The sequence below is a fragment of the Ottowia sp. VDI28 genome, assembly GCF_049532675.1.
Taxonomy (GTDB): domain Bacteria; phylum Pseudomonadota; class Gammaproteobacteria; order Burkholderiales; family Burkholderiaceae_C; genus Ottowia.
In genome coordinates this window covers 3,261,416-3,288,177 of record NZ_CP149820.1, presented here as the reverse complement: position 1 = coordinate 3,288,177, position 26,762 = coordinate 3,261,416, and the positions used below count along the sequence as shown (strand labels likewise).

The window sequence follows — 26,762 nt, the reverse complement described above, 5'->3', positions numbered from 1 at the left end:
CACAGCGCTTATCCGCCCGTGATCACGCTGACCCCGCCGTCCACCGCGAGCCATTGCCCGGTAATGTGCTTGCCGGCATCGCTGGCATACAGGAGCGTGATGCCTTTCAGGTCTTCGTCGTCACCCAGGCGGCCCAGGGGAGCGTGATCGGCGAGTTTCTGCTCACCCATCGCTTCCAGTGTGCCGCGGGTCATCTTGCTGGGGAAAAAGCCCGGGCAGATGGCGTTCACGGTAATGCCGTAAGGGCCCCACTCGCAAGCCAGCGCGCGCGTGAAGTTGACGACCGCCCCCTTGCTGGTGTTGTAGGCAATAGTCTTCATATCGCGAGGGTTGCCACCCAAGCCGGCGATGCTGGCGATATTGATGATGCGCCCTTGCTTGCGCGCGATCATGCTGCGCTTGGCCACTTGCTGGCTCAGGATGAAATAGCCGCGCACGTTCAGGTCCATCACCTTGTCCCAGGCATCGATGGGATGGTCCTCCGCCGGCGCGCCCCAGGCAGCGCCCGCGTTGTTGACCAGGATGTCGATGTCGCCCATGCGCTGGAGCGTCTCGTCCACCAAGCGGGTAATGTCGGCCTCGTCGGCGCAGTTGGCGGCGACCCAGCGGGCATCGATGCCGGACTTTTGCAACTCAGCCACGGCTTCCTCGAGGTCGCTGGCCTTGCGCGAACTCAGCATCAGGCGCGCACCGGCCTCGCCCAGGGCATGGGCCATTTGCAGTCCCAGACCGCGCGATGCACCGGTGACGAGGGCGGTCTTGCCCTTGAGATCAAAAAGTTGCTGAACGTTGCGAGTCATGGTTTGTCTCTCAGATTGAAAAGTCGGAGGAAGCTCGAAGCCGAATCCTCGGCCATTAGAACGTGTTTGCCTTGGGCGTTATTGATTGATGATCAAGCCTTCAAAACGCCTCTTCAGGCATTTCTGCGCAAGTCATATCGCGTGACTCCACCACGCGCAGCCAGGCATCGATCTTGGGCAGTTCGTAGTGGTAGAAGTAGGTCATTGTCGAAACGTATCCGCGGACGGACTCATGGCCTGCAGTGCCGCCTTTCAGCGCTGCATGCGCCAGGTCAAGCCATATCCAGGCCAGCACCATGTGCCCGAACGCCTGCATATAGGGCACCGCGTTGGCCAACGCCTCGGACGGCTGGGCTGTTGCCCATGCGGCCTTGGTGGCGGCACCTACGCGCGCCAGCGCCTGGGCGAGCGCATTGGCGTGAATCGCCAGTTGAGGCTCCTGCAGGGCTTTTTCGATGGTCGCGTTGATGCGCCCGGCCAGCAGCTTCAATCCGCGCCCGCCCTCCATCAAGACCTTGCGGCCCAGCAGATCCATCGCCTGGATACCGTGCGTACCCTCGTGGATCATATTCAGGCGGTTGTCGCGCCAGTACTGCTCCACCGGGAAATCGCGCGTATAGCCATAGCCGCCGTGAATCTGGATGGCCAGCGAATTGGCTTCCAGGCAATTTTCGCTCGGCCAGCTCTTGGCAATGGGCGTGAGCACTTCAAGCAGCAGGCGCGCGTCATCCGCGGCTGCAGCGTCGCCCGTATGTTGCTCATCCACCAACTGGGCGCTGTAGAGCAGCAACGCCAACGCCCCTTCGCAGTACGCTTTCTGGATCATCAGCATGCGTTTGATGTCGGCATGCTCGATCAGGCGAACGGGCGCCTGGGTGGCGTCCTTGCCCCCTGCTCCTACCGGCCTGCCCTGCGTGCGCGTGCGGGCATACTCCAATGAAGCCTCGTAACCCGCCAGGCCCAGCATGGTCGCAGCCATGCCGATAGCGATTCGCGCTTCATTCATCATGTGGAACATGCACCGCAGGCCTTCGCCCGGCTTGCCCACCAGGTAGCCTACGGCGCCGGCCTTGCCGTCCACCGGAAACTTGCCTTCGCCGAAGTTGAGCAGCGTGTTCGTGGTTCCACGCCACCCCAGTTTGTGGTTGAGGCCGGCCAACGCGACATCGTTGCGTATGCCGGTCAACTGGCCGTTCATATCGACCAGTTTTTTCGGCACGATGAACAGTGAGATGCCCTTGACCCCCGGCACCAGCTTGCCATCAGGCCCCGGGATCTTGGCCAGAACCAGGTGCACGATGTTCTCGGCCAATTCATGCTCGCCACCGGAAATCCACATCTTATTGCCGCGCAGGCGGTAGCGCGGGCCAAGAGCATCGCCCTCGTCTTCCAGCTCGGCGCGGGTGGCGATGTCGCTCAGGCTGGAGCCTGCCTGGGGTTCGCTCAGGCACATAGTGCCCGTCCAGCGGCCGTTGAACTCGTTGGCGGCGAACACCTGCTGCTGCGCGGGCGTGCCGTGCGCCATCAGTAGGTTGGCATTGCCGACAGTCAGCAGGTTGGCACCGATGCTGATGGAGGCTTTGCCGAAGAATGCATTGGCAGCCGCTTCCACCAGATAAGGCAATTGCATGCCGCCGTGCTCGTAGTCCTGCGCAGCGGCCAACATGCCGCTTTCCGCATAAGCCAGCCGTGCATCGAGGGTGGCCCTGGGCAACACCACGCGCAGGCTGCCATCGGGCTCCTGCTCGGTGCGTGGTTCCTCCACATCGACGACGCGGTTGAAAGGCGCGTACTTCTCGTTCGCAATGCGCTCGCAGGTGTCCATCACCGCATCGAAAGTTTCGCGCGAGTGTTCGGCAAATCGCGGGCGCTGCGTGAGCGCTGGCGCGTCAAGCCAGCTGTACAGCAGAAAATCAAGTGTGTTGCGCAGGCTCATGAGCGTTCGGGATCAGAGTCAGAGCACCTCGAAGATGCCCGCAGCGCCCATGCCGCCACCGATGCACATGGTCACGCACACCTTCTTGGCGCCACGGCGCTTGCCCTCGATGAGCGCGTGGCCGGTCAGGCGCTGGCCGCTCACGCCATAGGGGTGGCCGAGCGCAATAGCGCCGCCGTTCACGTTCAGACGGTCAGCGGGAATGCCCAGCTTGTCGCGGCAATAGAGCACCTGCACCGCGAACGCTTCGTTCAGCTCCCACAAGTCGATGTCGCTCACCTTCAGGCCCAGGCGGCTCAGGACTTTGGGCACGGCGAAGACGGGGCCAATGCCCATTTCGTCAGGCTCGCAGCCTGCCACGGCGAAACCGAGGAAACGCCCCAGCGGCTTGAGGCCTTTCTTGCTGGCCATCTCTTCGTGCATGACCACGCAAGCGCCGGCGCCATCGGAGAACTGGCTGGCATTGCCTGCCGTGATCAGACCGCCAGGCAGCGCCGGCTTGATGCCGCTGATGCCTTCCTTGGTGGTGCCTTCGCGGGTGCCCTCGTCCTTGGAGACCGTGATTTCCTTGGTGCGCAGGCCCATGACGGGATCGGCCACACCGGCCGTCACGGTGATGGGGGCAATCTCGTCGTCGAACTTGCCGGCCGCCTGGGCAGCGCAGGCTTTCTGCTGGCTGCCAGCGCCGTATTCGTCCATGGCGTCGCGGCTGATGTTGTAGCGCTTGGCCACTTGCTCGGCGGTTTGCAGCATGCTCCAATAAATCTCGGGCTTGATGCGGTCGAGCGCCGGATCCCGCAGCATGTGCTGGTTCATCTCCTGCTGTACGCACGAGATGCTTTCCACCCCGCCAGCCACATAGGCAGAGCCTTCGCCCGCGATGATGCGCTGTGCCGCGAGAGCGATGGTCTGCAGGCCGGAAGAGCAGAAACGGTTCACGGTCATGCCGGAAACCGAGACAGGACAACCCGCCATGAGCGCAATCTGGCGGGCGATGTTCGCCCCCGTGGCGCCTTCGGGGTTAGCACAGCCCATGATCACGTCCTCGATCTCGGCGGCGTCGATACCGGCGCGGGCAATGGCGTGCTGCACCGCGTGGCCGCCCAGGGTGGCGCCATGAGTCATGTTGAAGCCGCCTTTCCAGCTCTTGGCGAGCGGGGTGCGGGCAGTGGAGACGATGACGGCTTGGCTCATTGTGACGACCTTTCTTGTGAAAACGAAAAAACCGGGGAAACCAGAAAAAACTAGGAAGCCGTGCCGGCAGGCACGGAGGTATTACGCAGCAACTGCACGTAAAAGCGGATCAGCTCGCCGAAATTGGCCACACTCACGCGCTCATTGGTCCCATGGAAGCGCGCCAGGTCTTCGGTCTTGGCACGCACGGGTGAAAAGCGGTAGATGTGATCACTGACGCCGGTGAAATGGCGTGAGTCCGTGGCGGCAATCATCAGGCTCGGCGCCACCAGCACGTCCGGAAAAAGCGAGCGCAGCGTACGGTTCATCAACTGGTATGAAGCCGAAGCGGTCGGCGAAACGGGGGAAGGCTCCGAGGCACCCGCGAGCGTCTTCAGCTCGAAACGCCCTTCAGGCTGCTCGCCGACAGCCTCCTTCACATGTTTCAGCACGCTTTCCTGAGTGTCGCCGGGCAGCAGCCGGAAATTGACCGTGGCCTTGGCCTCGCCCGGAATCACATTGTCCTTGTTGCCGGCTTCAAAAATAGTAGGAGCCGTCGTCGTGCGAAGCATGGCATTCGTGCTGCCTCCTGCCTCCAGCTGGCGCTGCACCAACGGGCCGAACAGCCACAGGTTGGAAAGCGCCACACGGCCGAAGCCGCTCATCTCAGGCCCGATGGTGTCGAACATTTCCTTGGCTACGCCACGGATGTGGGCCGGCATCTGTTTGTCCTCCAGGCGGGCCAGCGCTCCGCTCAGAATGCCAATGGCGCCCGTACCAGCTGGCGGCGGCATGGAGGAATGACCAGGCGTGCCATGCGCGTGCATCTCCACAGAAAGGTAGCCTTTCTCGGCGATACCGATCAGAGCGGCAGGCTTGTCGAGACCTTTGAGAATGCCATCGGTGATCAGCAAGCCTTCGTCCAGCACGAAATCGAGCTTGATACCGCGCGAGGCCAGCAGCTCAGCCACCTTCTTGGCACCACGCAGGCCCCCTACTTCCTCGTCCGCACCCATGGCAATGTAGATGGTCTGTCGCGGCTTGAAGCCTTCCGCCAGCAGCATTTCGATGGCTTCCATCTGGCCCATCAGGTTGGCCTTGTTATCCCAGGCACCCCTGCCCCAGACAAAGCCTTCCTTGATCTCGCCCGCAAAAGGCTCTGCCTGCCATTTGGCTTCGGTGCCAGGGGCAATGGGCACCACGTCCTGGTGCGCGAGCAGCAGGATCGGCTTTGCCGAGGCGTCAGTGCCCGGCCAGGTGTAGAGCAGCGTGAGATCGCCGACCATTTCGCGCTTGAGGGCAGCATGCGCGCGCGGGTAACTGGCCTGCAGGTGCGCATGCAGTGCCTTGAACTGATCGGCATTGAGGCCGGCATCGTCCAGGCTGGAAACGGTTTTGAAACGGATAGCCTGCGACAACCTGCGGGCCGCGGCGTCGGCGTCCACGGCCAGCGGCGGTGCCGGTTGCACATTGATCTGGCGCGAACCTTGGCGCCAGGTATTGACCGCCACCGCCACTACCAGCGCGGCGATGAGCAGAATGACGGCTAGTAGTGCTTTCTTGAGCATGGTGGAGGCAAAGACTATGCCGTCATTCCTGTCTTCGCTGGAATGACGGCGGGGAACGACGACGATCAGCCGTTGAAACTCTTGCCTTCTTCAACCAGCTTCTGCAACAGCGAAGCGGGTTGCCAGAACGTCGCATCGTCGTTGGGGTTGCGGGCAAAGCGCTTCATGCTCTCGGCCACGTTGAACAGGCCCACCTGATCGGCGTACTGCATCGGGCCGCCGCGCCAGACCGGGAAGCCATAGCCCGTGAGATACACCATGTCGATATCGCTGGCCTTGCTGGAAATGCCGTCTTCCAGGATGCGCGCGCCCTCGTTCACGAGCGAATACACCAGGCGTTGGACGATCTCGTCGTCGCTGATCTTGCGCGGGGTGAGGCCCAGGTCCTTGCGATGCTTCTCGATCATGTCCTCGACCAGTTTCGAGGGAATGGCATCGCGCTTGCCGGGTTTGTAGTCGTACCAGCCGGCGCCGGTTTTCTGGCCATAGCGGCCCATCTCGCACAGCAAGTCAGCCGTCTTGCTGTATTTCATGTCGGGCTTTTCCTGATAGCGGCGCTTGCGGATAGCCCAGCCGATATCGTTACCGGCCAGATCACCCATGCGGAACGGGCCCATGGCAAAGCCGAAGCGTTCGATCGCCTTGTCGACCTGCTGGGGCGTAGCGCCCTCTTCCAACAGGAAACCTGCCTGGCGGCTGTACTGCTCGATCATGCGGTTGCCGATGAAGCCGTCGCATACGCCGGAAACCACGGCTGTCTTGCGGATCTTCTTGGCGATCGCCATCACGGTGGCCAGCACGTCCTTGGCGGTTTTCGCGCCACGCACGACTTCCAGCAACTTCATCACGTTCGCCGGGCTGAAGAAGTGCATGCCCACGACGTCTTGCGGACGCTTGGTGAAAGCAGCGATCTTGTCGACATCGAGCGTGGACGTATTGGAGGCCAAAATGGCGCCCTGCTTCATCACTTCGTCGAGTTTCTTGAAGACGGCCTCCTTGACGCCCATCTCCTCGAACACCGCTTCGATCACGAGATCGGCGTCCTTGATGTCGTCATAGCTCAACGTGGTGGTCAGCAGGCTCATGCGCTGCTCGTACTTGTCTTGCTTGAGCTTGCCTTTCTTGACCTGCGCCTCGTAGTTCTTGCGCATGGTGGCAAGACCGCGATCAAGCGCTTCCTGCTTCATTTCCAGCATCTTGACGGGGATGCCGGCATTCAGGAAGTTCATGGTGATGCCGCCACCCATGGTGCCGGCGCCAATCACGGCCACGCTCTTGATCTCGCGCGGAACGATGTCGGAGCCCACATCGGGAATCTTCGAGGCGGCGCGCTCTGCCTGGAAAATGTGGCGCAGCGCCTTGCATTCCGGGGTTTGCATGAGCGCGGTGAATATCTCGCGCTCGAATACCATGCCGTCTTCAAACCTGCGCTTGGTGGCGGCTTCCACGGCATCCACACACTTGGCGGGTGCGGGGAAATTCTTCGCCATGCCCTTTACCATGTTGCGCGCGAACTGGAAGTAGGCGTCGCCCTGCGGATGCTTGCACGGCAGATTACGCACCAGCGGCAGCGGGGAACCATCGGCGTGCTGTGCCGCCACCTTGCGCGCCAGAGCCAGCGCTTCTTCCGCCAACGACTCGGGCGTGGCGGCAAGCTGATCGAACAGTTTCTGCCCAGGCAGGCCGGCCAGCATTTCGCTGTTGACCGGATCGCCCTTGACGATCATGTTCAGCGCGGTTTCCACACCCAGCACGCGCGGCAGCCGCTGTGTGCCGCCGGCACCGGGGATCAGGCCCAGCTTGACTTCAGGCAACGCGACCTTGGTGCCTGGCGCCGCAATGCGGTAGTGCGCGCCCAGGGCCAGCTCCAGTCCGCCGCCCATCACCACGCTGTGAACCGCCGCCACCACGGGCTTGACGGAATTTTCCACCGCGCGGATCACACTCAGCAGGTTCGGCTCCTGCACGGCCTTGGGGGAATTGAATTCGCGGATATCTGCTCCGCCCGAAAACGCCTTGCCGGCGCCCGTCAGCACAATGGCCTTCACGGCCGGATCGGCATTGGCTTTTTCCAGGCTGGCAGCAATGCCTTGACGGGTTGAAAGACCAAGGCCGTTCACCGGCGGGTTGTTCAGGGTAATGACGGCGATGTCACCTTGGAGCTTGTATTCAGCGGTCATGCTGTCCCTCAAAAAAGTAAAAAGAACGATCGTTCTCTTTCATTGTAGAAGCTGGATGTTGCAGCGCAATAGGGCTTGTCCCAACTGCGACAGATATAGTTGAGAACAAGCCTGATGGTAGCCTCCGCCGGACGTGCAAAAAGGAGTGAAAACCCGCCTGCCCTCTGCCCGTCAACCGAAGCACCAAACACAGCGAAGCTCAACGCCCCCACCGGTAAAGGCGGAGAGAGCCGATTCTGGAACCCGAACCGCGCCAAAAATAAAAAAAGCGGCCCGAAGGCCGCTTTTGAGCAGGGTCAGAAGCGCTTAAACAGCCACTTCCTTGGCTGCGTCCGCATACTCCTCGATCTGGTCGAAGTTCATGTAGCGGTAGACGCTCGCCTTGTCTGCATCGATGACGCCCATTTCCTTGAGGTACTCCTCCTTGGTGGGCAGCTTGCCCATGCGCGAAGCGATGGCAGCCAGTTCGGCCGAGCCGAGGAACACGTTGGTGTTTTTGCCCAGGCGGTTGGGGAAGTTGCGGGTGCTGGTGGAGATCACCGTCGCGCCTTCGCGCACCTGCGCCTGGTTACCCATGCACAGCGAGCAGCCGGGCATCTCGGTGCGCGCCCCGGCCGTGCCGAAAGCCGCGTAGTGGCCTTCCTTGATCAGCTCGTTCTGATCCATCTTGGTGGGCGGTGCCACCCACAGCTTGACAGGAATATCACGCTGGCCGCCGAGCAGTTTGGCTGCCGCGCGGAAATGGCCGATGTTGGTCATGCAGGAACCGATGAAGGCTTCGTCGATCTTGGTGCCGGCGACTTCGGAGAGGAACTTGGCATCGTCCGGATCATTGGGGCAGCAGACGATAGGCTCCTTGATGTCAGCCAGATCGATCTCGATCACGGCAGCGTATTCGGCGTCCTTGTCGGCTTCGAGCAGGTCGGGCTTGGCAAGCCATGCCTCCACTTTCTCGATGCGGCGGGCCAACGTCTTCGCGTCGGCGTAACCGTCTGCGATCATGTTCTTCATCAGAACGACGTTCGACTTCAGGTATTCAGCGATCGGCTCTTTGTTGAGCTTGATGGTGCATCCAGCGGCCGAGCGCTCGGCCGAAGCATCGGAGAGTTCAAACGCTTGCTCCACTTTCAAATCGGGCAAGCCTTCGATCTCAAGGACACGGCCTGAGAAGATGTTCTTCTTGCCAGCCTTGGCCACGGTGAGCAGGCCTTGCTTGATAGCGTACAGCGGAATAGCGTGCACGAGATCGCGCAGGGTCACGCCAGGTTGCAGGTCGCCCTTGAAGCGCACCAGCACCGACTCAGGCATGTCCAGAGGCATCACGCCGGTGGCGGCACCGAAAGCCACAAGGCCTGAGCCTGCGGGGAAGGAAATACCGATCGGGAAGCGCGTGTGCGAATCGCCGCCCGTGCCCACGGTGTCAGGCAGCAGCAGGCGGTTGAGCCAGGAGTGGATCACGCCATCGCCAGGACGCAGGGCCACGCCGCCGCGGTTGCTGATGAAGGCAGGCAGCTCGCGGTGGGTTTTCACGTCCACGGGTTTCGGGTAGGCCGCGGTGTGGCAGAAGGACTGCATCACCATGTCGGCGGAGAAGCCCAGGCAAGCCAGATCCTTCAGCTCGTCGCGTGTCATGGGGCCGGTGGTATCCTGGCTGCCCACAGTGGTCATGCGCGGCTCGCAATAGGTACCCGGACGAATGCCCTGCCCTTCAGGCAAGCCGCAAGCACGGCCGACCATCTTCTGCGCCAGCGTGAAGCCAGCCTTGGACTCGGCAGGCGCCTGGGGCAAGCGGAAAGCGCTCGAAGCCGGAAGGCCCAGTGCTTCACGGGCCTTGGCGGTGAGCGAGCGGCCGATGATCAGGTTGATACGGCCGCCAGCACGCACTTCGTCGAGCAGCACATCGCTCTTGAGCTGGAAGTCGGCCACTTTCTCGCCGCTCTTCTCGATCTTGCCTTCGTAGGGGAAGATGTCGAGCACGTCGCCCATCTCCATCTTGGCAACATCCACTTCGATCGGCAGCGAGCCGGAATCTTCCTGCGTGTTGAAGAAGATCGGAGCGATCTTGCCGCCCAGCGTCACGCCGCCGAAACGCTTGTTCGGCACGAAGGGGATGTCCGCGCCCGTAGCCCAGATCACGCTGTTCGTGGCGGACTTGCGCGAAGAGCCGGTACCCACCACGTCGCCCACGTAGGCAACCAGATGACCTTTTTTCTTCAGGTCCTCGATAAACTGCATCGGGCCGCGCTTGCCATCTTCCTCGGGCTTGAAGGCCGCGTCGGGACGGGTGTTCTTCAGCATCGCCAGGTAGTGCAACGGAATGTCCGGACGGCTCCAGGCGTCAGGCGCGGGAGACAGGTCGTCGGTATTGGTTTCGCCGGGCACCTTGAACACGGTGACGGTGATTTTCTTCTCGACTTCAGGGCGTGAGGTGAACCACTCGGCGTCGGCCCAGCTCTGCATCACTTCCTTGGCTTTGGCATTGCCGGCCTTGGCCTTGGTGGCCACGTCATTGAAGTAATCGAACATCAGCAGGGTCTTCTTCAGGCCCTCGGCAGCAATGCCAGCAACTTCGGCGTCGTCCAGCAGCTCGATCATCGGGTGCACGTTGTAGCCGCCGACCATGGTGCCCAGAAGCTCGGTCGCCTTGGCTTTGGAGATCAGGTTGACCTTGAGATCCCCGTGCGCGACGGCAGCCAGGAAGCTGGCCTTGACCTTGGCGGCATCGTCGACACCCGGAGGCACGCGGTGCGTCAGCAGATCGAGCAGGAACGCATCTTCGCCAGCAGGCGGATTCTTGATCAGCTCGATCAATTCGGCGGTTTGCGTCGCATCCAGCGGCAGCGGCGGAATACCCAGGGCAGCCCGCTCAGCGGCGTGGTCACGATAGGCTTTCAACATTTTTTCTTTCTCCTGAAACTAACGAATTCAAAACACGTGGGAATATGCCAATGAGCGGGCGGCAGCCTCTAAGAGCGTGCTCAAAGGCCACCTCTTTCAACACTTACTTTTTCAAGTCATCCAACAGACCTGGGGTCTTGTCGGCTTTCATCTTGTCCGCCACCAGGCGTTGCTCGGCGGTCGCGCACTCGTCGGCTACGCGTTGGCCCGCCTTCTGGTCCATCAGCATGGACTTGTTACCAAGCTGCAGCCACATGGCGCCCGCCTTGCCGTCCTCCAGACGTATGGCTCCTGTGCGGCTTTCCACGGGGTACATGTAATAACGGCGCTTGCCCGTGCTGATGTGGAAAAAGCCGCGGTTCTGTTCGTCAGCCTTCACTGTGACGTCGGCACCCAACTCGCATTGGATCTTTCCGGTCTGGATGCGGTCGGCGATAGCCAACTCAGCCGCGCTCAGATAGTTGCTGATCGGCGTGACCGGTGTATTGGCCTCCACAGCCTTGGCCGTCTTTGCCGGCACCTTTTTCTTGGCAACGGCTTTTTCTGAGTAGTGGCCTTCTTTGCCGTAGACGCCTTGGCGGGAGCCTTCTTCGCGGCTGCCGGCTTCTTGTCGGTGGTTTGCGCCTGAGCGGCGCCTAGCGGCCACGCCAAGGCAAGGGCGAGACTGGCAAGTGCGATCAACTTCATGGGAAAGCCTCTTTCGTCAGGAAAAAGAAAGAACGCGATGATGACATGGCATTGAGACGTATCCGCATGTCAAAAAACGCATTCAAAACCAGCGCGCCACTTCTGAAGGAAGCGCCCGGCCGGTAGCATGGGCACGCTCCAGCACATACCAGAAATGCCGGTAGCTGGCTCGGTCGTGCAAGGCGTTGGCGAAGCTGATGGGCGCCCAGTCGGCCTGGGCAGCAGCCAGCAGGATCGCGGCAGCCGTTTCGATTTGAGCCTCGTCCGGTGCGAAAGCCGCGAGAATGGGCCGGATCTGGCTGGGATGAATACTCCACATGCGGGTGTAGCCGAACTCACGGGCAGCGCGCCCGGCAGCCATTCGCATGGCCTCCGTGTCGTTGAATTCGGTCACCACGCAGTGCGATGGAACCTTGCCGAATGCATGAGCCGCGGAGGCAATCTCAAGCTTGGCACGTAAAACCAATGGGTGCGAGAACTGGCCGTTGATGCCCATCCCCTCGGCAGGAATCGCACCGGCGTGGGCTGAAACGAAATCCATCAAACCGAAGCTGAGAGACTGCACGCGCGGATGCGCCGCGATGTCGAAAGCGCGCTGCACGGCAGCCGGCGATTCGATCAACACATGCAATGGCAGGCCTGCCGGGTGCGCTGACAGAAGCGCTTTTTCAGCCAGGGCGACATCATCCACGGACTCCACCTTGGGAATCATGATGTGCGAAAGCCGCGCGCCCGCCTTGCCGGCGATCTGCGCCACATCGGCCGCGAAAGCGGGATGATCCACCGGGTGCACGCGGACACCGACGCGCGCACCGGGAGGCGCCGACAGCGCCAGCTCCGTGACCAGCGCGGCGTGCTCAGTCTCGCCGCCTACCGGGGCGCCGTCTTCGCAATCGAGCGTGACATCAAACACGCAGGTACTGAATTCCTCGCTCATCTCGGCCTGCAACTGCAGGCTCTTGCGCATACGCGACTCGACGCCGCTGTAATGGTCACATACCGGCAGCATGCTGGCGGCGGCCTGGGCACCAAGAAGGATGTCGCGAGGATGCATGGAGGATGGCTGAGCTTTCGGCTTTGCTTTACTTTACTTTGCGGAGCTCCGCGTGGAGTTCTTGGCGAATTCCACGCGGAACGGTCAGGTCACCGCCAGGATTTACCCGAGCAGGTGCTTGACGCCGTCTTTCTCGCCTTCAATTTCGGCCAGCGTGAGGTTGATGCGTTCTTGACTGAACGCGTCGATCGGCAAGCCTTCGACCACCTTGTATTCGCCGTTCTCGCAAGTCACGGGGAAACCGAACATGACATCTTGCGGAATGCCATACCAGCCCTGCGAAGGAATACCCATGGTCACCCACTCGCCGTTGGTGCCCAGGGCCCAATCGTGCATGTGGTCGATGGCGGCGTTGGCGGCTGAAGCTGCGGAAGACAGGCCGCGGGCGTCAATGATGGCGGCACCGCGCTTGCCCACCGTGGGCAGGAACACGTTGGCGTTCCATTCCTGGTCATTGATCATGTCTTTCACGCTCTGGCCGTCGATGGTGGCGAAGCGGTAGTCGGCGTACATGCTGGGCGAGTGGTTGCCCCATACGGTCAGCTTCTTGATGCTGGCCACAGGTTTGCCGGTCTTGGCAGCCACTTGGCTCAGCGCGCGGTTGTGGTCCAAGCGCAGCATGGCGGTGAAGTTCTTCGCCGGCAGGCTGGGAGCCGATTTCATGGCGATATAGGCATTGGTGTTGGCCGGGTTGCCCACTACCAGCACCTTGACGTTGCGGCTGGCCACTTTATCGAGGGCCTTGCCTTGAGCGGTGAAGATCTGCGCGTTGGCAGCCAGCAGGTCTGCGCGCTCCATGCCGGGGCCGCGGGGACGGGCGCCGACCAGCAGAGCGTAGTCGGTGTCCTTGAATGCGGTCATCGGATCGCTGTGCGCTTCCATGCCGGCCAGCAGCGGGAAGGCGCAGTCTTCCAATTCCATCATGACGCCCTTCAGGGCCTTCTGCGCTTTTTCGTCGGGAATTTCGAGCAGTTGCAGGATCACCGGTTGGTCCTTGCCCAGCATTTCGCCGGAGGCGATGCGAAACAGCAGGGCGTAACCAATTTGACCGGCGGCGCCGGTGACGGCGACACGAACAGGCTTCTTGCTCATGGAAAAACTCCAGTTGATGGTGATGAGAAAACAGCTGTTGACCATGCGCCTCGCACAAGCGAAAACCTGCGAGAACCAGAGCGGGCTAGGCGTGACAGCGCATGGCAAGAAACCCCCAAGTGTATCCTCGAAAACCCTCAGAGGTCAATTTGTCTTGTGTCTTATATAAGATATGATTGCCTCTCATGGCTACTACCGCCCCTTCGATCTCCTCGTCTCTCGCAGATTTCGAGCAAACGCCCCCCTCCGACGCGCTGGCGGGCAATGGCACGCCAGCCTTCAGCCCGCTGTATCAGCAGATCAAAAGCCTGATCCTGCGCAGCCTGCAGCAGGGTGAATGGAGGCCGGGCGAAGTCATTCCCAGCGAATTCGATCTGGCCGCCCGTTTTCGGGTCAGCCAAGGCACGGTGCGAAAAGCCGTGGACGAACTCGCCGCCGAGAACCTGCTGGTCCGCCGCCAGGGCCGAGGCACCTTCGTGGCCACACATGCCGAGCAGCACGTGCAGTACCGTTTTCTTCGCCTGGAGCCTGACAACGGCACCACCGACAGCGAAGGGCCGGCCCAGCGCAACATCGTCGAATGCCGCCGGCTGCGCGCCAGCGCCGAGATCGCGCGGGCGCTGGCGCTGCGCACCGGAGACCCGGTTCTGCAGGCGCGGCGTGTGCTCAGTTTTTCGGGAGTGCCCACCATTTGCGAGGATCTTTGGCTGCCCGGCGGCCCCTTCAAAGGGCTGACGGCGGAGCGCCTGGCCGATTACCACGGCCCGATGTACGCCCTGTTCGAAGCCGAATTCGGCGTGCGCATGGTGCGCGCGGACGAGAAAATCCGCGCCGTGCTGCCTGATGCCGAGCAAGCCGCCCTACTCGGCATCACGCCAAGCACGCCTCTGCTGAGCGTGGAACGCATCGCGTACACCTACAACGACGCGCCCATGGAATTGCGCCGCGGCCTTTATCGCACCGATACGCATCACTACAGGAACAAGCTGAACTGAACTCGGGCTGCTCAGCGGCACGTCCTGCCTGGCGCACCATAGTTGAACGCCTCTGTAGACAATACCGCACCATCTCGACGCACGCTTGCTGCGTTGCAATAGAATTTACGAGTTTGCCCAGAATTGCCCGCGAACAACGACCCTGGTCGTTACACATTTTAAGAAAGCACTGCCATGAGCGAAGTAGCCAAGAAGCGGCCCGAGTTCCGCAACATCAACATCTTCCAGGATGTCTCCACCTACCGAATGCCGCTCGCGGCCATCGTGTCGATCCTCCATCGGGTCAGTGGTGCGCTGATGTTCATCTTGCTGCCGTTCATCATCTGGTTGTTCGACAAGTCAGTGTCATCGGAAATCTCCTTCGGCCAGTTCAGCTCGGCCTTCACCGCCGGGCTGTGGATCTTTCCCGGCTGGTTCATCAAACTGGTGGCACTGGCGCTCATCTGGGCATACCTGCACCACCTGATCGCCGGCCTGCGCCACCTCTACATGGATGCCACGCACAAGCTGAGCAAGGAATTCGGCCGTAGCACCGCGGTCACCACCCTGGTGTTGAGCATCGCGCTCACAGTGATCCTGGGTGCCAAGCTGTTTGGTTTGTATTAAGAAGAAGGGAACAGAAAATGGCTGTGAACTACGGTTCCAAGCGCCTCGTGGTGGGCGCTCATTACGGTTTGCGCGATTGGCTGAGCCAGCGCTTCACGGGCGCGCTGATGGCCGTCTTCACTTTGATCGTCCTGATCCAGGTCCTGGTCAACAAAGGCCCCATGGGCTACGAGAAATGGGCCGGCATCTTCGCATCCCAATGGATGAAGGTTCTCACGTTCTCCGTCATCGTGGCGCTGGCCTGGCACGCCTGGGTGGGCATCCGCAACATCTGGATGGATTACGTCAAGCCAGTCGGCGTGAAGCTGGTGCTGGACACTCTTTCGCTCATCTGGCTGGTGGGCTGCGCGGGCTGGGCTGTGCAGGTGCTGTGGCGCCTCTGATCCATCCACTCAACCGCTGCACCACTTGAAACCCCACAAGAATTGAATCCACGATCATGAGTTACACCAAAGACCAAATCACCGTTCGCAAGTTCGACGTGGTGATCGTCGGCGCCGGCGGCTCCGGCATGCGTGCCTCGCTGCAATTGGCGCGCGCCGGCCTGAACGTTGCCGTACTGTCCAAGGTCTTTCCGACCCGCTCGCACACCGTCGCCGCACAGGGTGGCGTCGGTGCCTCGCTCGGCAACATGAGCGAAGACAACTGGCACTATCACTTCTACGACACCATCAAGGGCAGTGACTGGCTCGGTGACCAGGACGCCATCGAATTCATGTGCCGCGAAGCACCGAAAGTCGTCTACGACCTCGAGCACATGGGCATGCCGTTCGACCGTAACCCTGACGGCACCATCTACCAACGCCCCTTCGGCGGCCACACCGCGAACTACGGCGAGAAGCCGGTGCAGCGCGCCTGCGCCGCCGCCGACCGTACAGGCCACGCCATGCTGCACACGCTCTACCAGCAGAACGTGCAAGCGAAGACCACCTTCTTCGTCGAGTGGATGGCGCTCGACCTGGTCCGCGACGCCGAAGGCGACGTGGTGGGCGTGACCGCTCTCGAGATGGAAACGGGCGAGCTGTATGTGCTGCACGCCAAGACGGTCATGCTGGCCACTGGCGGTGCCGGCCGGATTTTCGGCGCCAGCACCAACGCCTTCATCAACACCGGCGACGGCCTGGGCATGGCGGCCCGTTCGGGCATTCCCCTGCAAGACATGGAATTCTGGCAGTTCCACCCTACCGGCGTGGCGGGTGCGGGCGTGCTGCTGACCGAAGGCTGCCGGGGCGAAGGCGCCATTCTGCTGAACAGCAATGGTGAGCGCTTCATGGAGCGCTACGCGCCTACGCTGAAGGATCTGGCACCGCGGGATTTCGTGTCCCGCTCGATGGACCAGGAAATCAAGGAAGGCCGCGGTTGCGGTCCGAACAAGGACTACATCCTGCTCAAGCTGGATCACCTCGGCGCGGAAACCATCCACAAGCGCCTGCCCTCGGTGTATGAGATCGGCGTTAACTTCGCCAACGTCGACATCACCAAGGAGCCGATCCCGGTGGTGCCCACCATCCACTACCAAATGGGCGGTATTCCGACCAACATCAACGGCCAGGTAGTCGTGCCCAACGGCAGCGACCACAACGTGCCGGTGCAAGGCCTCTACGCCGTAGGCGAATGCTCCTGCGTGAGCGTGCACGGCGCCAACCGCTTGGGCACCAACTCTTTGCTCGATCTTCTGGTGTTCGGCAAGGCTGCCGGCAACCACATCATCGAATTCAGCAAGACCACTTCGCACAAGCCGCTGCCTGCGGACACTGCCGAAGCCTCGCTCGAACGCCTCAACCGCCTCGACAGTTCACCCAATGGCGAATATGCCCAGAGCGTAGCCAACGACATCCGCAGCGCCATGCAGGCGCACGCCGGCGTATTCCGTACCCAGGCGAGCATGGATGAAGGTGTGGCCAAGATCGGCGCTCTGCGCGAGCGCGCGAAGAATGTCGGCCTGAAAGACACCTCCAAGGTATTCAATACTGCCCGCATCGAAGCGCTGGAAGTCGAAAACCTGATCGAAGTCGCTCAGGCCACCATGGTGTCGGCTGCCGCGCGCAAGGAATGCCGCGGCGCCCACACGGTACTCGACTACGAACACCCGGCCGACCACCCCACTGCCCCGCTCGGCCGTGACGATGCCAACTGGATGAAGCACACGCTGTGGCACTCGGCCGACAACAGCCTGACCTACAAGCCCGTGCGCATGCAGCCACTCACGGTGGAATCGGTGCCGCCCAAGGTGCGCACGTTCTAAGTAATAAAAGCGAAGATCACAAGGACAACACGATGCAAAAACGCACTTTCAAGATCTACCGCTACGATCCCGACAAGGACGCCAAGCCCTACATGCAGACCATCGAGATCGAACTCGAAGGCCATGAGCGCATGCTGCTGGATGCCCTGATCAAGCTCAAGGAGCAGGATCCTTCGCTGGCTTTCCGCCGCTCCTGCCGTGAAGGCGTGTGCGGTTCGGATGCGATGAACATCAATGGCAAGAACGGCCTGGCCTGCCTGACCAACCTGCGCACGCTGAAAGACCCGATCGTGCTGAAGCCCCTGCCCGGCTTGCCCGTGGTGCGCGATCTGATCGTAGACATGACGCAGTTCTTCAAGCAGTACGATTCGATCAAACCCTACCTCATCAACGACTCGATCGCTCCCGAAAAAGAGCGCCTGCAGTCGCCTGAAGAGCGCGAAGAACTGAACGGCCTCTACGAGTGCATTCTGTGCGCCAGCTGCTCCACTTCCTGCCCCAGCTTCTGGTGGAACCCCGACAAGTTCGTTGGCCCGGCCGGCCTGCTCCAAGCCTATCGGTTCATTGCCGACAGCCGCGACAACGCCACCAACGAACGCCTTGACAACCTCGACGACCCCTACCGTCTGTTCCGTTGCCATACCATCATGAACTGTGTTGACGTTTGCCCCAAAGGGCTGAACCCGACCAAGGCCATTGGTAAGATCAAGGAATTGATGGTTCGTCGCGCCGCTTGAGGCCCGCCTGAGGATGAGTGCCGAGTGCATCGATGAACGCGCGCTGAGCAAGCTGCGCTGGCGCTGCCGCCGTGGTTTGCTGGAGAACGACCTCTTCATCGAGAAGTTCTTCGAACGCCACCAGTCATGCGTAACACCTGCACAGGCGCGCGGCCTGACGCAGCTGATGGATCTATCTGATAACGATCTACTAGATCTTCTGCTGCGCCGCACCGAGCCCAAAGACGACCTCGATACGCCGGAAGTGCGCGAAATGCTGCAACTGATGCGGCACTGAATCAGGGCCCAGGCCCGAACTGCTGCGCTTCCAATGGATTTCAACCGCCAACTCATCAGGAATTGATCGATGAAACTTGCCGACAACAAAGCCACCCTGTCGTTCTCAAACGGCAGCCCCGGAGTAGAACTTCCGGTTTACCAGGGTACTATCGGACCCGACGTCGTTGACATCCGCAAGCTGTATGCCCAGACCGGCATGTTCACCTACGACCCGGGCTTCATGTCCACGTCGGCTTGCGAATCGACCATCACCTACATCGATGGCGACAAGGGTGAACTGCTTTATCGCGGCTACCCTATCGAGCAACTGGCCGAGAAGTGCGACTATCTCGACACCTGTTACCTGCTGCTCAAGGGGGAACTGCCGGATGCCTCCCAGCGCGATGACTTCCACAAGCTCGTGCTGGACCACACCATGGTCCACGAGCAGATGCAGTTCTTCCTGCGCGGCTTCCGCCGCGATGCACACCCCATGGCCGTCTTGACGGGCCTGGTGGGTGCGATGTCGGCCTTCTATCACGACAGCACCGACATCCATAACCCTGAGCACCGCGACATTTCCGCGATCCGCCTGATCGCCAAAATGCCGACCATGGTCGCCATGGCGTACAAGTACGGCGTGGGCCAGCCTTACATGTATCCGCAGAACGACCTCTCCTACGCGGGCAACTTCCTGCGCATGATGTTCGGCACGCCCTGCGCTGAGTACAAGGTCAACCCCGTGCTGGAAAAAGCGCTGGACCGCATTTTCATCCTGCATGCCGACCACGAGCAGAATGCCTCCACTTCGACGGTCCGTCTGTGCGGCAGCTCGGGCACCAACCCCTTCGCAGCCATTGCCGCTGGCGTGGCTTGCCTGTGGGGCCCGGCCCACGGCGGCGCCAACGAAGCAGCCTTGAACATGCTGGAAGACATCCAGAAAATGGGTGGCGTGGCCAAGGTGGGTGAGTTCGTGTCCAAGGTCAAGGACAAGAACTCCGGCGTCAAGCTGATGGGCTTCGGCCATCGCGTGTACAAGAACTACGATCCGCGCGCCAAGCTGATGCAGGAAACCTGCAACGAAGTCCTGAGCGAGCTGGGCCTGGAAAACGATCCTCTGTTCGCACTCGCCAAGTCGCTGGAGAAGATCGCACTGGAAGACGATTATTTCGTGCAGCGCAAGCTCTACCCGAACGTCGACTTCTACTCAGGCATCGTTCAGCGCGCCATCGGCATCCCCGTCAAACTGTTCACCGGCATTTTTGCCCTGGCCCGCACCGTGGGCTGGATTGCACAGCTCAACGAGATGATCAGCGACGCCGACTACAAGATCGGCCGTCCCCGCCAACTCTACACGGGCTCTGCCCGCCGCGACGTGGCCTGATCAGGCTGCACACAGAAAAACCGCCTTCGGGCGGTTTTTTTTGGCGCGAGGCATGTGGATGCGAACTGTTCAAACACTTTGCTTAAAACTTAAGCGTTTTGTCCAAAACCAGGCCCCGTGCGGGCTGCAGGAGTTATTCCAATCATTTTCCACAACTCCGCCCACAGGGCGTGGGTATAAGTCAGGAGGCATCAATAGCCTCAACCAAATCCCGCAGCAAATTCAAGCGCTCAGTTTGAAGTACGTTTGAAGCAGTGCACTTTTGCTCACCACGCCCAGGAGCACCGGATCGATGGTGCTTTCGACCAGCGGCAAGCGTTCGCCGCGATGCTCCATGAAACGCCGGAGTGCCTCCGCCAAGTCCATGCCGGAGGTGACAGGACTGACTTCCTGTGAAAGGAAGTCCGCCGCGTGCCGAGCATCTGTGCTTTCAAGACTGCCCCCGCTCAAGGACTTGAGCGATACGACACCCAGGTAGTGGCTACTGCTGTCGACCACATAGAGGTATTTGACTGGAAAGCGGTGGAACAGATCCATCATCTCGGGGCGCTCTGCATCCAATCCCACGGTGGTCATCGCCGGCTCCACCAGGGTGCGCAGCTGCAGCTTGCGCAGTTGCAAGCGGGCGTCACTCTCCTTGCGGCGGCGCACGCTGATCTCATACATCGCGCCAACGTCGGCTGAGCGGACAACAAAGTAAGCCGTCACGCAGGCGGCCATCAACGGCAGCATGACCTGGTAGCTCAGCGTCATCTCGAAGATCATCAGAATGGCCATGAGCGGCGCTTGTGTCATGGCTGCAAGAAAGGAGCCCATGCCGACGATAGCGTAGGCGAACGGAGCCGAAGTGCCCAGCGGCCACAGTGACTGCATTCCGGTGCCGAAAAGCGCCCCGATCATGCAGCCGAAGAAAAGCGCCGGCGTGAACACTCCACCGACTGCACCCGACCCCACCGTCGCCAGCGTGGCCACGCCTTTGGCCGCCAGCAGGCCCAGCAACACCAGCCAAGGCCCGGTATCGCGCAAGTTGCCGTTCACCACGCTATAGCCGTTACCCCAGACCTCGGGCACCATGGTAGAAATCACACCCACGACCAATCCGCCTAATGCCAGGCGCAGCGGCAGCGCCACCGGTACCCGGGTGAAAAGGTTGCGGCTGGCCTGGAGCCCGCGCAGGAAGAAAGCGGCAGCAAGCCCGATCAGGATGCCCATGAGCGCGAACAACACCACCTCCACACCGAAAATGGGCGGAAACGGCGGCATCTCGTAGACTGGCTGGTAACCGGGAAACTCACGCATGACGATGTTGGCCACCACCGCTGACAGCAGCAACGGCCCCACGATCTCCATGGCAATGGAACCCAGCACGATCTCTGCCACGAAGAAAGCCCCCGCGATTGGCGCGTTGTAAGCAGCGGTGATACCCGCTGCGGCACCGCAGGCGACCAGTAGGCGCAACCGCTCGACCGGAAAGCGCAGTAACCGGCCCACGATCGAAGCCCCCAGCGCTGCAAGCTGCACCATCGATCCCTCGCGGCCTATGGAGGCGCCGCTGGCGATGCTCACCAGCGAGGAGCCGCTGCGAGCCAGGGTCTGCGCCATTGGAATACGGCCGTCGCCTACCACGATGGCTTCCATGTAGTCGGAAGTCGCCTTCTTCACCGAGACCCTCTGGGCCAGTACCAGCAAGCCGCCGGCGATGAGCCCGCCCATGGTGGGAACCGCAATGCGCCAGTACCAGGGCAAGCCGCGGGCAATGGCGACAAGACCCCCGCCATGGCCAAAGAGGAAGGTTTCCACCGCATGCAGCGTCCATCGGAACGCTTCGGTGGCCAGGGCACCCACCACTCCCACGACGGCGGCCCAGAACAAAGTGGCTTGCCAGTCGGACAGATGGAAAAAGCGCTGCAGCAGTTCGCGCAGTCGTATGACGAGGGCAGTCATGGCACCAGCAAAGATACCAGCTTCGCTCGCTGGACGTCACGCTCTGGCAGCTTTTTATGCGATTATGGTTCTCGTTTCCAGAAGAATAAGGAAGGGATCATCATGAAGGCAGTGTGGGCACGCGGCTTGCGGGGCACGCTAGGTGTATGGATGCTTGGCTTGACTGGACTGGTGTTAGGACTTACCGCGCAAGCGGAGCCGGCGGTTCCCGAAGCGCCTTCGGCCAGTTCACCTTCCGGCATGCGGCTGGAGTCCACTCCCCGCATTGCAGTCATCTCGGCTTTTGCGCCCGAACTGGTTCTTCTGCACAAAGCCGTGCGTGAGCCACGCCAATATCAGGTGAATGGCGTCACTTTCACTACCGGCAGTTTGCAAGGGCATCCGGTGCTTTTGTTTCTTAGCGGCATCAGCATGGTCAATGCCACGATGAACACCCAATTGGCGCTGGATCGGTTCAATGTTTCGCACATCCTATTCAGCGGCATCGCGGGCGGCGTGAACCCCGAATTGCGCATTGGCGATGTCAACGTGCCCGAACGCTGGGGGCAACATCTTGAGGTCCTGATGGCCCGTGAAACCGCGCCAGGCACTTACGAGAGGCCTGCCGACAAGGAAACCATGCAGGTGCCCGGTTTCGGGATGCTGCTCCATCGCGCGGTGCGGGTAGTGTCAGAAGTCCGTTCCCGGCCGGAACCGCAATTCTGGTTCCCGGCAGACCCTGGGTTGCTGGCGTTGGCCCGGGGGTGCAGGATGTCACCCTGCAACCCTGCGACCAGGACAAGGTCTGCCTGCGCGAGCAGCCGCGCTTGGTGGTAGGCGGCACAGGCCTGTCGGGTACCGCGTTCGTCGACAACGCGCAATACCGCAAACACTTGGCTGAAGTGTTCCAGGCAAACGTGGTCGACATGGAAAGTGCCGCCTGTGCCATGGTCGCGCAGGCCAACCGAGTGCCCTTTCTGGCATTTCGCTCTGTCAGTGATCTGGCGGGCGGCGGACCAGGCGCCAACGAGATGAACACCTTCCTGAATATCGCCGCCGAAAACTCAGCGCGCGTGCTGATGGCTTTTCTGGAACGCTGGCGCTAACCCGGCCTACTTGCTACCTGGCGGTATGGCGCAATCGCTGGCGCCCTGCTCACCTGCCGCCTTGGCACAGGCCAACTGGTTCTGGAAATCCGTGATACGGACCCGGGTGAGATCCGCCAAGCAACTGCGCTCGAGCATCGGCTGAATACTGCCTCCCGCAGAACGCATGGTCTGAAAAGCACACTCCGCGTCCCGGAAGCTGAGCCACTTCCGCTGGGTATCTACCAGCAACTGGCGGGCCTTCTGGTCGCTATGCAAACGATCGCCCATTTGTTGGTAGAGGTGATTCAGCTCGACATCTGCCCGTTTCCAGGAGTTGAAAGCACATTCGTTCAACTGCGCCTGGGTCTGCGCCTTTTCGAAGCAAGGATCGTCGGCCGCCAGTACAGCCCAAGGCAATGAGGCAGACAGCACAGTCAACAAAAGCTTGAAACAATAGCGACGCATCAGTTGAACTCCGATTGACCATTGGCAGGCTCCGGCGGACCATCATCGGGATCTGTGACCAGACAGCCGCTGCCGTGGCAACCATCGTAGCTGCTGGGACGAGATTTTCGCTCTTCGCTGTCGCCACCCGAAAACACAGCACCGAGCACCGCACCCAGCACGGCCCCGCCAACGACAAGACCCGCATCATGGCCCCGGCTGTCATAGTGACGTGCGCCAGAATCGTACGTATCGCCGCGGCCGTGGTGGTAGCCCCCCACGTCAGCGAAAGTGCCGGCGCAGCCCTCTCCTACCCAGATATATCCGGTTCGGGAGTTATAACCCCAAGTCCGGTTGAGAATACAAGAGCTGCTGGAAATCTGATGGATCAGCTGCGGGCGAGACAAACCGCCCGCATAACACTCATTGTACTGGTAATTTGTCGAGCGGCACTCGATAACCTCTTGCGCTGAAGCAGCCGGAATCAATCCGGCTGATCCGATCATCCATGTCGTGGCGACGATGACGGCTCGCATAAACTCCTCTTTCTATTGAAAAATATTTTCTGGTTCATTCACAATTCAAGAAACCCCAAGAAGTCCCAGGGAATTTATGGATTGATGATTATTTTTTAATGCTTCGCGCGCGCAGCCCGATCCATCGAACGTTGGATACTTTGCTCTTCCAAGGCTTGCTGCTGGAGAATGCAACTATCGAATGATGGACTACCGCTCTTGATTCCCAGCGATTCGCACTTGTTGCGATAATTTTCAGCCTCCATCTGATCAAGCGAACTGCACCCTGAAATAAGTGTGCAGACAGATAGCACACTCATTAAAAGAGCAAAATATCTTGATTTAGTCAACAACATTAAAATACCTCCGGATATTTTATTTACGATCAAAACCAATAGAATTTGAATGGCAAAACCTGCTCATTCCTCATTTTGGACAATGGGGTTGAGTATCAAGAGAATTGGCTGAATCGCAGCCATCCGGATACCATTGAAAGAACTCGGCATCCTGCATGGCACGAGGACTTTGCGCCACAAAAATCACCAATCGCCGGCCATCGGTGAAATAGGGGTCATCGGCCAGATTGACCCGCGGCTTGTCTTGGCTGGCCTCGCCTACACCAGCACCGTAGCCCCAGCGCGCTACATTGCTGGTCATCAGCATGTCCTGCAGAAGGTAGTCGCGCGATTCGTCCACGTCGGGATCAATCACATGCGTAGTAAACGTTGGAGAACGGGTAGTGACTTTCACGCCGATATCGCGGCTGATCTGCCCTATCCATACAGGAGCGCTGTTCACTTGAAGCGGTGTCAGCCAAAGGCGCAGATGGTTGCGCTGCGAAATGCTCGCCCGCGCCCGCTGCATGGCGAAATCCTGCGGTCGTCCGTCGAAATGCAGGGCACTGACCGGCGAGTTCCTGTAGGTGCCGCCAAAGGTGAACGCGCTGATCATCCGGCTGACACTGGATGCATTGATCGTTTCAGTGAAATCCCACCCTGCCCGGACCAGCGCCACCAGCACATCGTGTTCTGAGCCGACCATCACCAGATTGAGTGGATCGCCCTGCTCACTGCCTTGCGCGTTGGTGGTGCAGCAAGGGAGTTTCAGAAGTTCGGATCCAAGTGAATTCAACCCGACCTGGACACGGCGTTGCAGCGGATAAAGCTTCTCCGCGTCGACCGTTTGGTAGTCAAAACCGCCGCTGGGCTGCTCTCTGGCAAAGTCGAATCGCAGCACATGGCGTCCGCCCAGAAGCTCAACATTGATCAGCTTGATGCCACGCGTCAGGTTGGTGTAGACGAAGCCGCTCACGGTTTGTCCCGGCGCCACATGCACTTTAACCTGCCGCTCAGTCAACTGGCGCTCGATCTGCTCCGCCGACGAGCTGCCGGAACCCGAGTGAAAGAGGTATGCGGCTTCGCGGGCAGAATAGAAATCACGGTCCATGAATGCAGGCATGAACCAATATGGATGCATGGTGCGGTTCTCGATCTTGATCCAGACCGGCTGGACGCCATGTTCGGCCATGGGAAGCCCGAAGCTGGCGGCGCTTTCTTCATCGCGCAGGGCCGCGACGCTGACGGTCACCTGGCTGCGTGTCATCGCCTGCCGGCCCGCCCGGTCCAGATAGCTGCTTTCCGCCTGGCCCCGATCCATGGAAGGTGCGGCCGATGCGCCTGCCGGACGCCCGTTCAGTCCAGCGCAGGCCGAAAGCAAGGCAGCGAGTAAAGCAAGGAATGTGGCTTGCACAGGACGCGAAGCGGTTATACCTCTTGCCAGGCAGGAGGCAAAGCGGACACCGGGAACGATCAACTGACTCATGGACAAGAGGGTTATTAGGAGATGACTTGTGCAGCGGCCAGCGCGGTCTCTGTGGCGGAGCGCAGCCACGGCAACACCTTGCTCCATCATGCATTAAAACCAGAGACCTACGTATGCTTCGGAATGGAGCTCGGCGATCATCCCTGCTACTACAAAACCAGTAATATGCAGGCTATATCATGTCATGGACAACTTGCAAAATCTTGCTTATTTTCAAATAGCAATCATTTTTTTGATCATTTGCTTTTTTGATTTTTTCTCTTGAAAATTACAAACCGCTTAACCTCATCTATCAATTGAATTTCGTTATTTTGTATCATCTTTTGATAAATAAAATAAATTGCAACAATGATGCTATCTTGGATACCGGAAAATTGGGGAGAAAAGCATGAGGCTCCTGGTGCCGGAGCGGCACACACCCACACTGGGCCGAACTCCATAAACTGCGTCACCAATGCTCATTATTTTCTCGCTTTTTTCTCCGCCCTGCCCCATCGAACGCGAGCCCTGAACTCAGATCAAAGACACACAAACTTTTCTCCGGCAGGTTCTTTCGAGATATTTCCTCAGAATTCAGATCTTTTTTCGAGTTGGTCAAGCACAAAGGAAACCTTGATAATTGGGCTCTCGTCAACCCGATTAGCAGCCATTGCAAAGCTTGAGCACGAAAATGATCTTTTTGAGCTGCATCAATTGAAAATTGGCGTAGTAGACAAAAAAGCTCTGCTTCTGGCTCAACAGATGAAAGAAGAACTTCTTCATCAAGAAATCGGATACGGAGAAGGACTGGATGCTTTATTGACGCTGTTTGGACTTCATGTGCTGAGATCTCATTCCAGCCTAAAAAAGAAGCCCAGTAAAATTAAAGGAGGTGGCCTATCTCCTCATGCATGGTCGATGATCAGTGATTACATCCATGCTCATCTTGGCCAAAAACTAACCATTGAGAAATTGGCTGAAATTACCTTGCTATCTCCAAGCCACTTCCTGAGGGCTTTCAGAGAAAAGTCTGGGGATACACCGCATCAATATATCCTGAAGGCAAGGCTTTCCGCCGCCAGAGATCTCATCTCTCAAACGGACGCGCCGCTCAATGAAATTGCGAAGACTGCCGGATTTGCGAGCAACGCCCATATGGCCACATCAATAAAAAGGGTGTGGGGCGCCACCCCTTCACAGTTGAGAAAAGCGTCAAGGAAATCGCTTTAGGTACGGCATGCAGCTCAGCTGGACCGCGGGTTCCGTCTGGTTTTGCCCTACTTCTGGGCGTGCCGACCTCTTCTACCTGCCCGCAGTCCGACAAGACATACATCTCCAACGACGATGGCCAGCCCCATCGATAGGTGGGAAAATACCCT

23 protein-coding genes are annotated in these 26,762 nt (G+C 59.9%); 10 read left to right on the top strand and 13 right to left on the bottom strand.

Annotation, left to right across the window (positions count from 1 at the left end; all coding sequences use genetic code 11):
- Positions 1-8 precede the first annotated feature (8 nt).
- The 9 genes from WJU18_RS15570 to WJU18_RS15530 form a co-directional block, all read right to left on the bottom strand.
- Complete coding sequence (locus WJU18_RS15570; RefSeq protein WP_423453683.1) at positions 9-800, bottom strand: SDR family oxidoreductase; 792 nt, start codon at positions 798-800, stop codon at positions 9-11.
- Positions 801-900: 100 nt separating this feature from the next.
- Positions 901-2,736 (bottom strand): acyl-CoA dehydrogenase, encoded by a 1,836-nt coding sequence (locus tag WJU18_RS15565; RefSeq protein ID WP_423453682.1) that lies wholly within the window; start codon positions 2,734-2,736, stop codon positions 901-903.
- A gap of 18 nt (positions 2,737-2,754) precedes the next feature.
- Entirely contained in the window at positions 2,755-3,930 is a 1,176-nt protein-coding gene (locus tag WJU18_RS15560) for an acetyl-CoA C-acyltransferase (RefSeq protein WP_423453680.1), read from the bottom strand.
- Positions 3,931-3,980: 50 nt separating this feature from the next.
- Positions 3,981-5,477: a M20 family peptidase gene (locus tag WJU18_RS15555; RefSeq protein WP_423453679.1), complete on the bottom strand. Its 1,497-nt coding sequence runs from the start codon at positions 5,475-5,477 to the stop codon at positions 3,981-3,983.
- 65 nt (positions 5,478-5,542) lie between these two features.
- Entirely contained in the window at positions 5,543-7,657 is a 2,115-nt protein-coding gene (locus tag WJU18_RS15550) for a 3-hydroxyacyl-CoA dehydrogenase NAD-binding domain-containing protein (RefSeq protein WP_423460902.1), read from the bottom strand.
- A 306-nt stretch (positions 7,658-7,963) separates the two neighbouring features.
- A complete protein-coding gene (acnB, locus tag WJU18_RS15545; RefSeq protein ID WP_423460901.1) occupies positions 7,964-10,555 on the bottom strand; it encodes a bifunctional aconitate hydratase 2/2-methylisocitrate dehydratase in 2,592 nt (863 codons plus the stop codon).
- 103 nt (positions 10,556-10,658) lie between these two features.
- Positions 10,659-11,075: a hypothetical protein gene (locus WJU18_RS15540; RefSeq protein ID WP_423460900.1), complete on the bottom strand. Its 417-nt coding sequence runs from the start codon at positions 11,073-11,075 to the stop codon at positions 10,659-10,661.
- A 249-nt stretch (positions 11,076-11,324) separates the two neighbouring features.
- Complete coding sequence (locus WJU18_RS15535; protein WP_423460899.1) at positions 11,325-12,296, bottom strand: HpcH/HpaI aldolase/citrate lyase family protein; 972 nt, start codon at positions 12,294-12,296, stop codon at positions 11,325-11,327.
- Positions 12,297-12,398: 102 nt separating this feature from the next.
- Positions 12,399-13,388: a malate dehydrogenase gene (locus WJU18_RS15530; RefSeq protein ID WP_423460898.1), complete on the bottom strand. Its 990-nt coding sequence runs from the start codon at positions 13,386-13,388 to the stop codon at positions 12,399-12,401.
- A gap of 185 nt (positions 13,389-13,573) precedes the next feature.
- On the opposite strand from WJU18_RS15530, the gene WJU18_RS15525 reads away from it, so the two are divergent.
- The 7 genes from WJU18_RS15525 to gltA all read left to right on the top strand — a co-directional run bounded on the left by WJU18_RS15525 (position 13,574) and on the right by gltA (position 19,613).
- Entirely contained in the window at positions 13,574-14,383 is an 810-nt protein-coding gene (locus WJU18_RS15525; RefSeq protein ID WP_423460897.1) for a GntR family transcriptional regulator, read from the top strand.
- A 174-nt stretch (positions 14,384-14,557) separates the two neighbouring features.
- Positions 14,558-14,989: a succinate dehydrogenase, cytochrome b556 subunit gene (sdhC, locus tag WJU18_RS15520; RefSeq protein ID WP_423460896.1), complete on the top strand. Its 432-nt coding sequence runs from the start codon at positions 14,558-14,560 to the stop codon at positions 14,987-14,989.
- A gap of 17 nt (positions 14,990-15,006) precedes the next feature.
- Positions 15,007-15,372 carry a succinate dehydrogenase, hydrophobic membrane anchor protein gene (gene sdhD / locus WJU18_RS15515; RefSeq protein ID WP_423460895.1) on the top strand — a complete coding sequence of 122 codons (366 nt, stop codon included), beginning with the start codon at positions 15,007-15,009 and terminating at the stop codon, positions 15,370-15,372.
- 56 nt (positions 15,373-15,428) lie between these two features.
- On the top strand, positions 15,429-17,234 hold the full coding sequence (sdhA, locus tag WJU18_RS15510; RefSeq protein WP_423460894.1) for a succinate dehydrogenase flavoprotein subunit: 1,806 nt from the start codon (positions 15,429-15,431) through the stop codon (positions 17,232-17,234).
- Positions 17,235-17,266: 32 nt separating this feature from the next.
- The gene (locus tag WJU18_RS15505) at positions 17,267-17,971 is read left to right on the top strand and encodes a succinate dehydrogenase iron-sulfur subunit (RefSeq protein ID WP_423460893.1); all 705 of its coding nucleotides are present in this window, start codon (positions 17,267-17,269) and stop codon (positions 17,969-17,971) included.
- A 13-nt stretch (positions 17,972-17,984) separates the two neighbouring features.
- Entirely contained in the window at positions 17,985-18,248 is a 264-nt protein-coding gene (locus WJU18_RS15500; RefSeq protein WP_423460892.1) for a succinate dehydrogenase assembly factor 2, read from the top strand.
- A 69-nt stretch (positions 18,249-18,317) separates the two neighbouring features.
- Positions 18,318-19,613 (top strand): citrate synthase, encoded by a 1,296-nt coding sequence (gltA, locus tag WJU18_RS15495; RefSeq protein ID WP_423460891.1) that lies wholly within the window; start codon positions 18,318-18,320, stop codon positions 19,611-19,613.
- A gap of 222 nt (positions 19,614-19,835) precedes the next feature.
- Here the strand turns inward: gltA and WJU18_RS15490 are convergent, their stop codons facing one another.
- On the bottom strand, positions 19,836-21,557 hold the full coding sequence (locus tag WJU18_RS15490; RefSeq protein WP_423460890.1) for a ClcB-like voltage-gated chloride channel protein: 1,722 nt from the start codon (positions 21,555-21,557) through the stop codon (positions 19,836-19,838).
- 102 nt (positions 21,558-21,659) lie between these two features.
- On the opposite strand from WJU18_RS15490, the gene WJU18_RS15485 reads away from it, so the two are divergent.
- The gene (locus WJU18_RS15485) at positions 21,660-22,373 is read left to right on the top strand and encodes a 5'-methylthioadenosine/S-adenosylhomocysteine nucleosidase (RefSeq protein ID WP_423460889.1); all 714 of its coding nucleotides are present in this window, start codon (positions 21,660-21,662) and stop codon (positions 22,371-22,373) included.
- Entirely contained in the window at positions 22,367-22,642 is a 276-nt protein-coding gene (locus WJU18_RS15480) for a hypothetical protein (RefSeq protein ID WP_423460888.1), read from the top strand. Before WJU18_RS15485 ends, WJU18_RS15480 begins: the two co-directional genes overlap by 7 nt.
- Before the next feature lie 6 nt (positions 22,643-22,648).
- On the opposite strand, the gene WJU18_RS15475 is transcribed toward WJU18_RS15480, so the two are convergent.
- From WJU18_RS15475 to WJU18_RS15465, 3 genes are all read right to left on the bottom strand, one after another.
- Positions 22,649-23,089 carry a lysozyme inhibitor LprI family protein gene (locus WJU18_RS15475; RefSeq protein ID WP_423460887.1) on the bottom strand — a complete coding sequence of 147 codons (441 nt, stop codon included), beginning with the start codon at positions 23,087-23,089 and terminating at the stop codon, positions 22,649-22,651.
- A complete protein-coding gene (locus WJU18_RS15470; protein ID WP_423460886.1) occupies positions 23,089-23,604 on the bottom strand; it encodes a DUF3011 domain-containing protein in 516 nt (171 codons plus the stop codon). The genes WJU18_RS15475 and WJU18_RS15470 overlap by 1 nt, the downstream gene beginning before the upstream one ends.
- Positions 23,605-24,009: 405 nt before the next feature.
- Complete coding sequence (locus WJU18_RS15465) at positions 24,010-25,404, bottom strand: LssY C-terminal domain-containing protein (protein ID WP_423460885.1); 1,395 nt, start codon at positions 25,402-25,404, stop codon at positions 24,010-24,012.
- Positions 25,405-25,752: 348 nt separating this feature from the next.
- Between WJU18_RS15465 and WJU18_RS15460 the strand changes: the two genes are divergently transcribed.
- Positions 25,753-26,613, top strand: a complete 861-nt coding sequence (locus WJU18_RS15460) for a helix-turn-helix domain-containing protein (protein WP_423460884.1) — start codon at positions 25,753-25,755, stop codon at positions 26,611-26,613.
- Positions 26,614-26,762 lie beyond the last annotated feature (149 nt).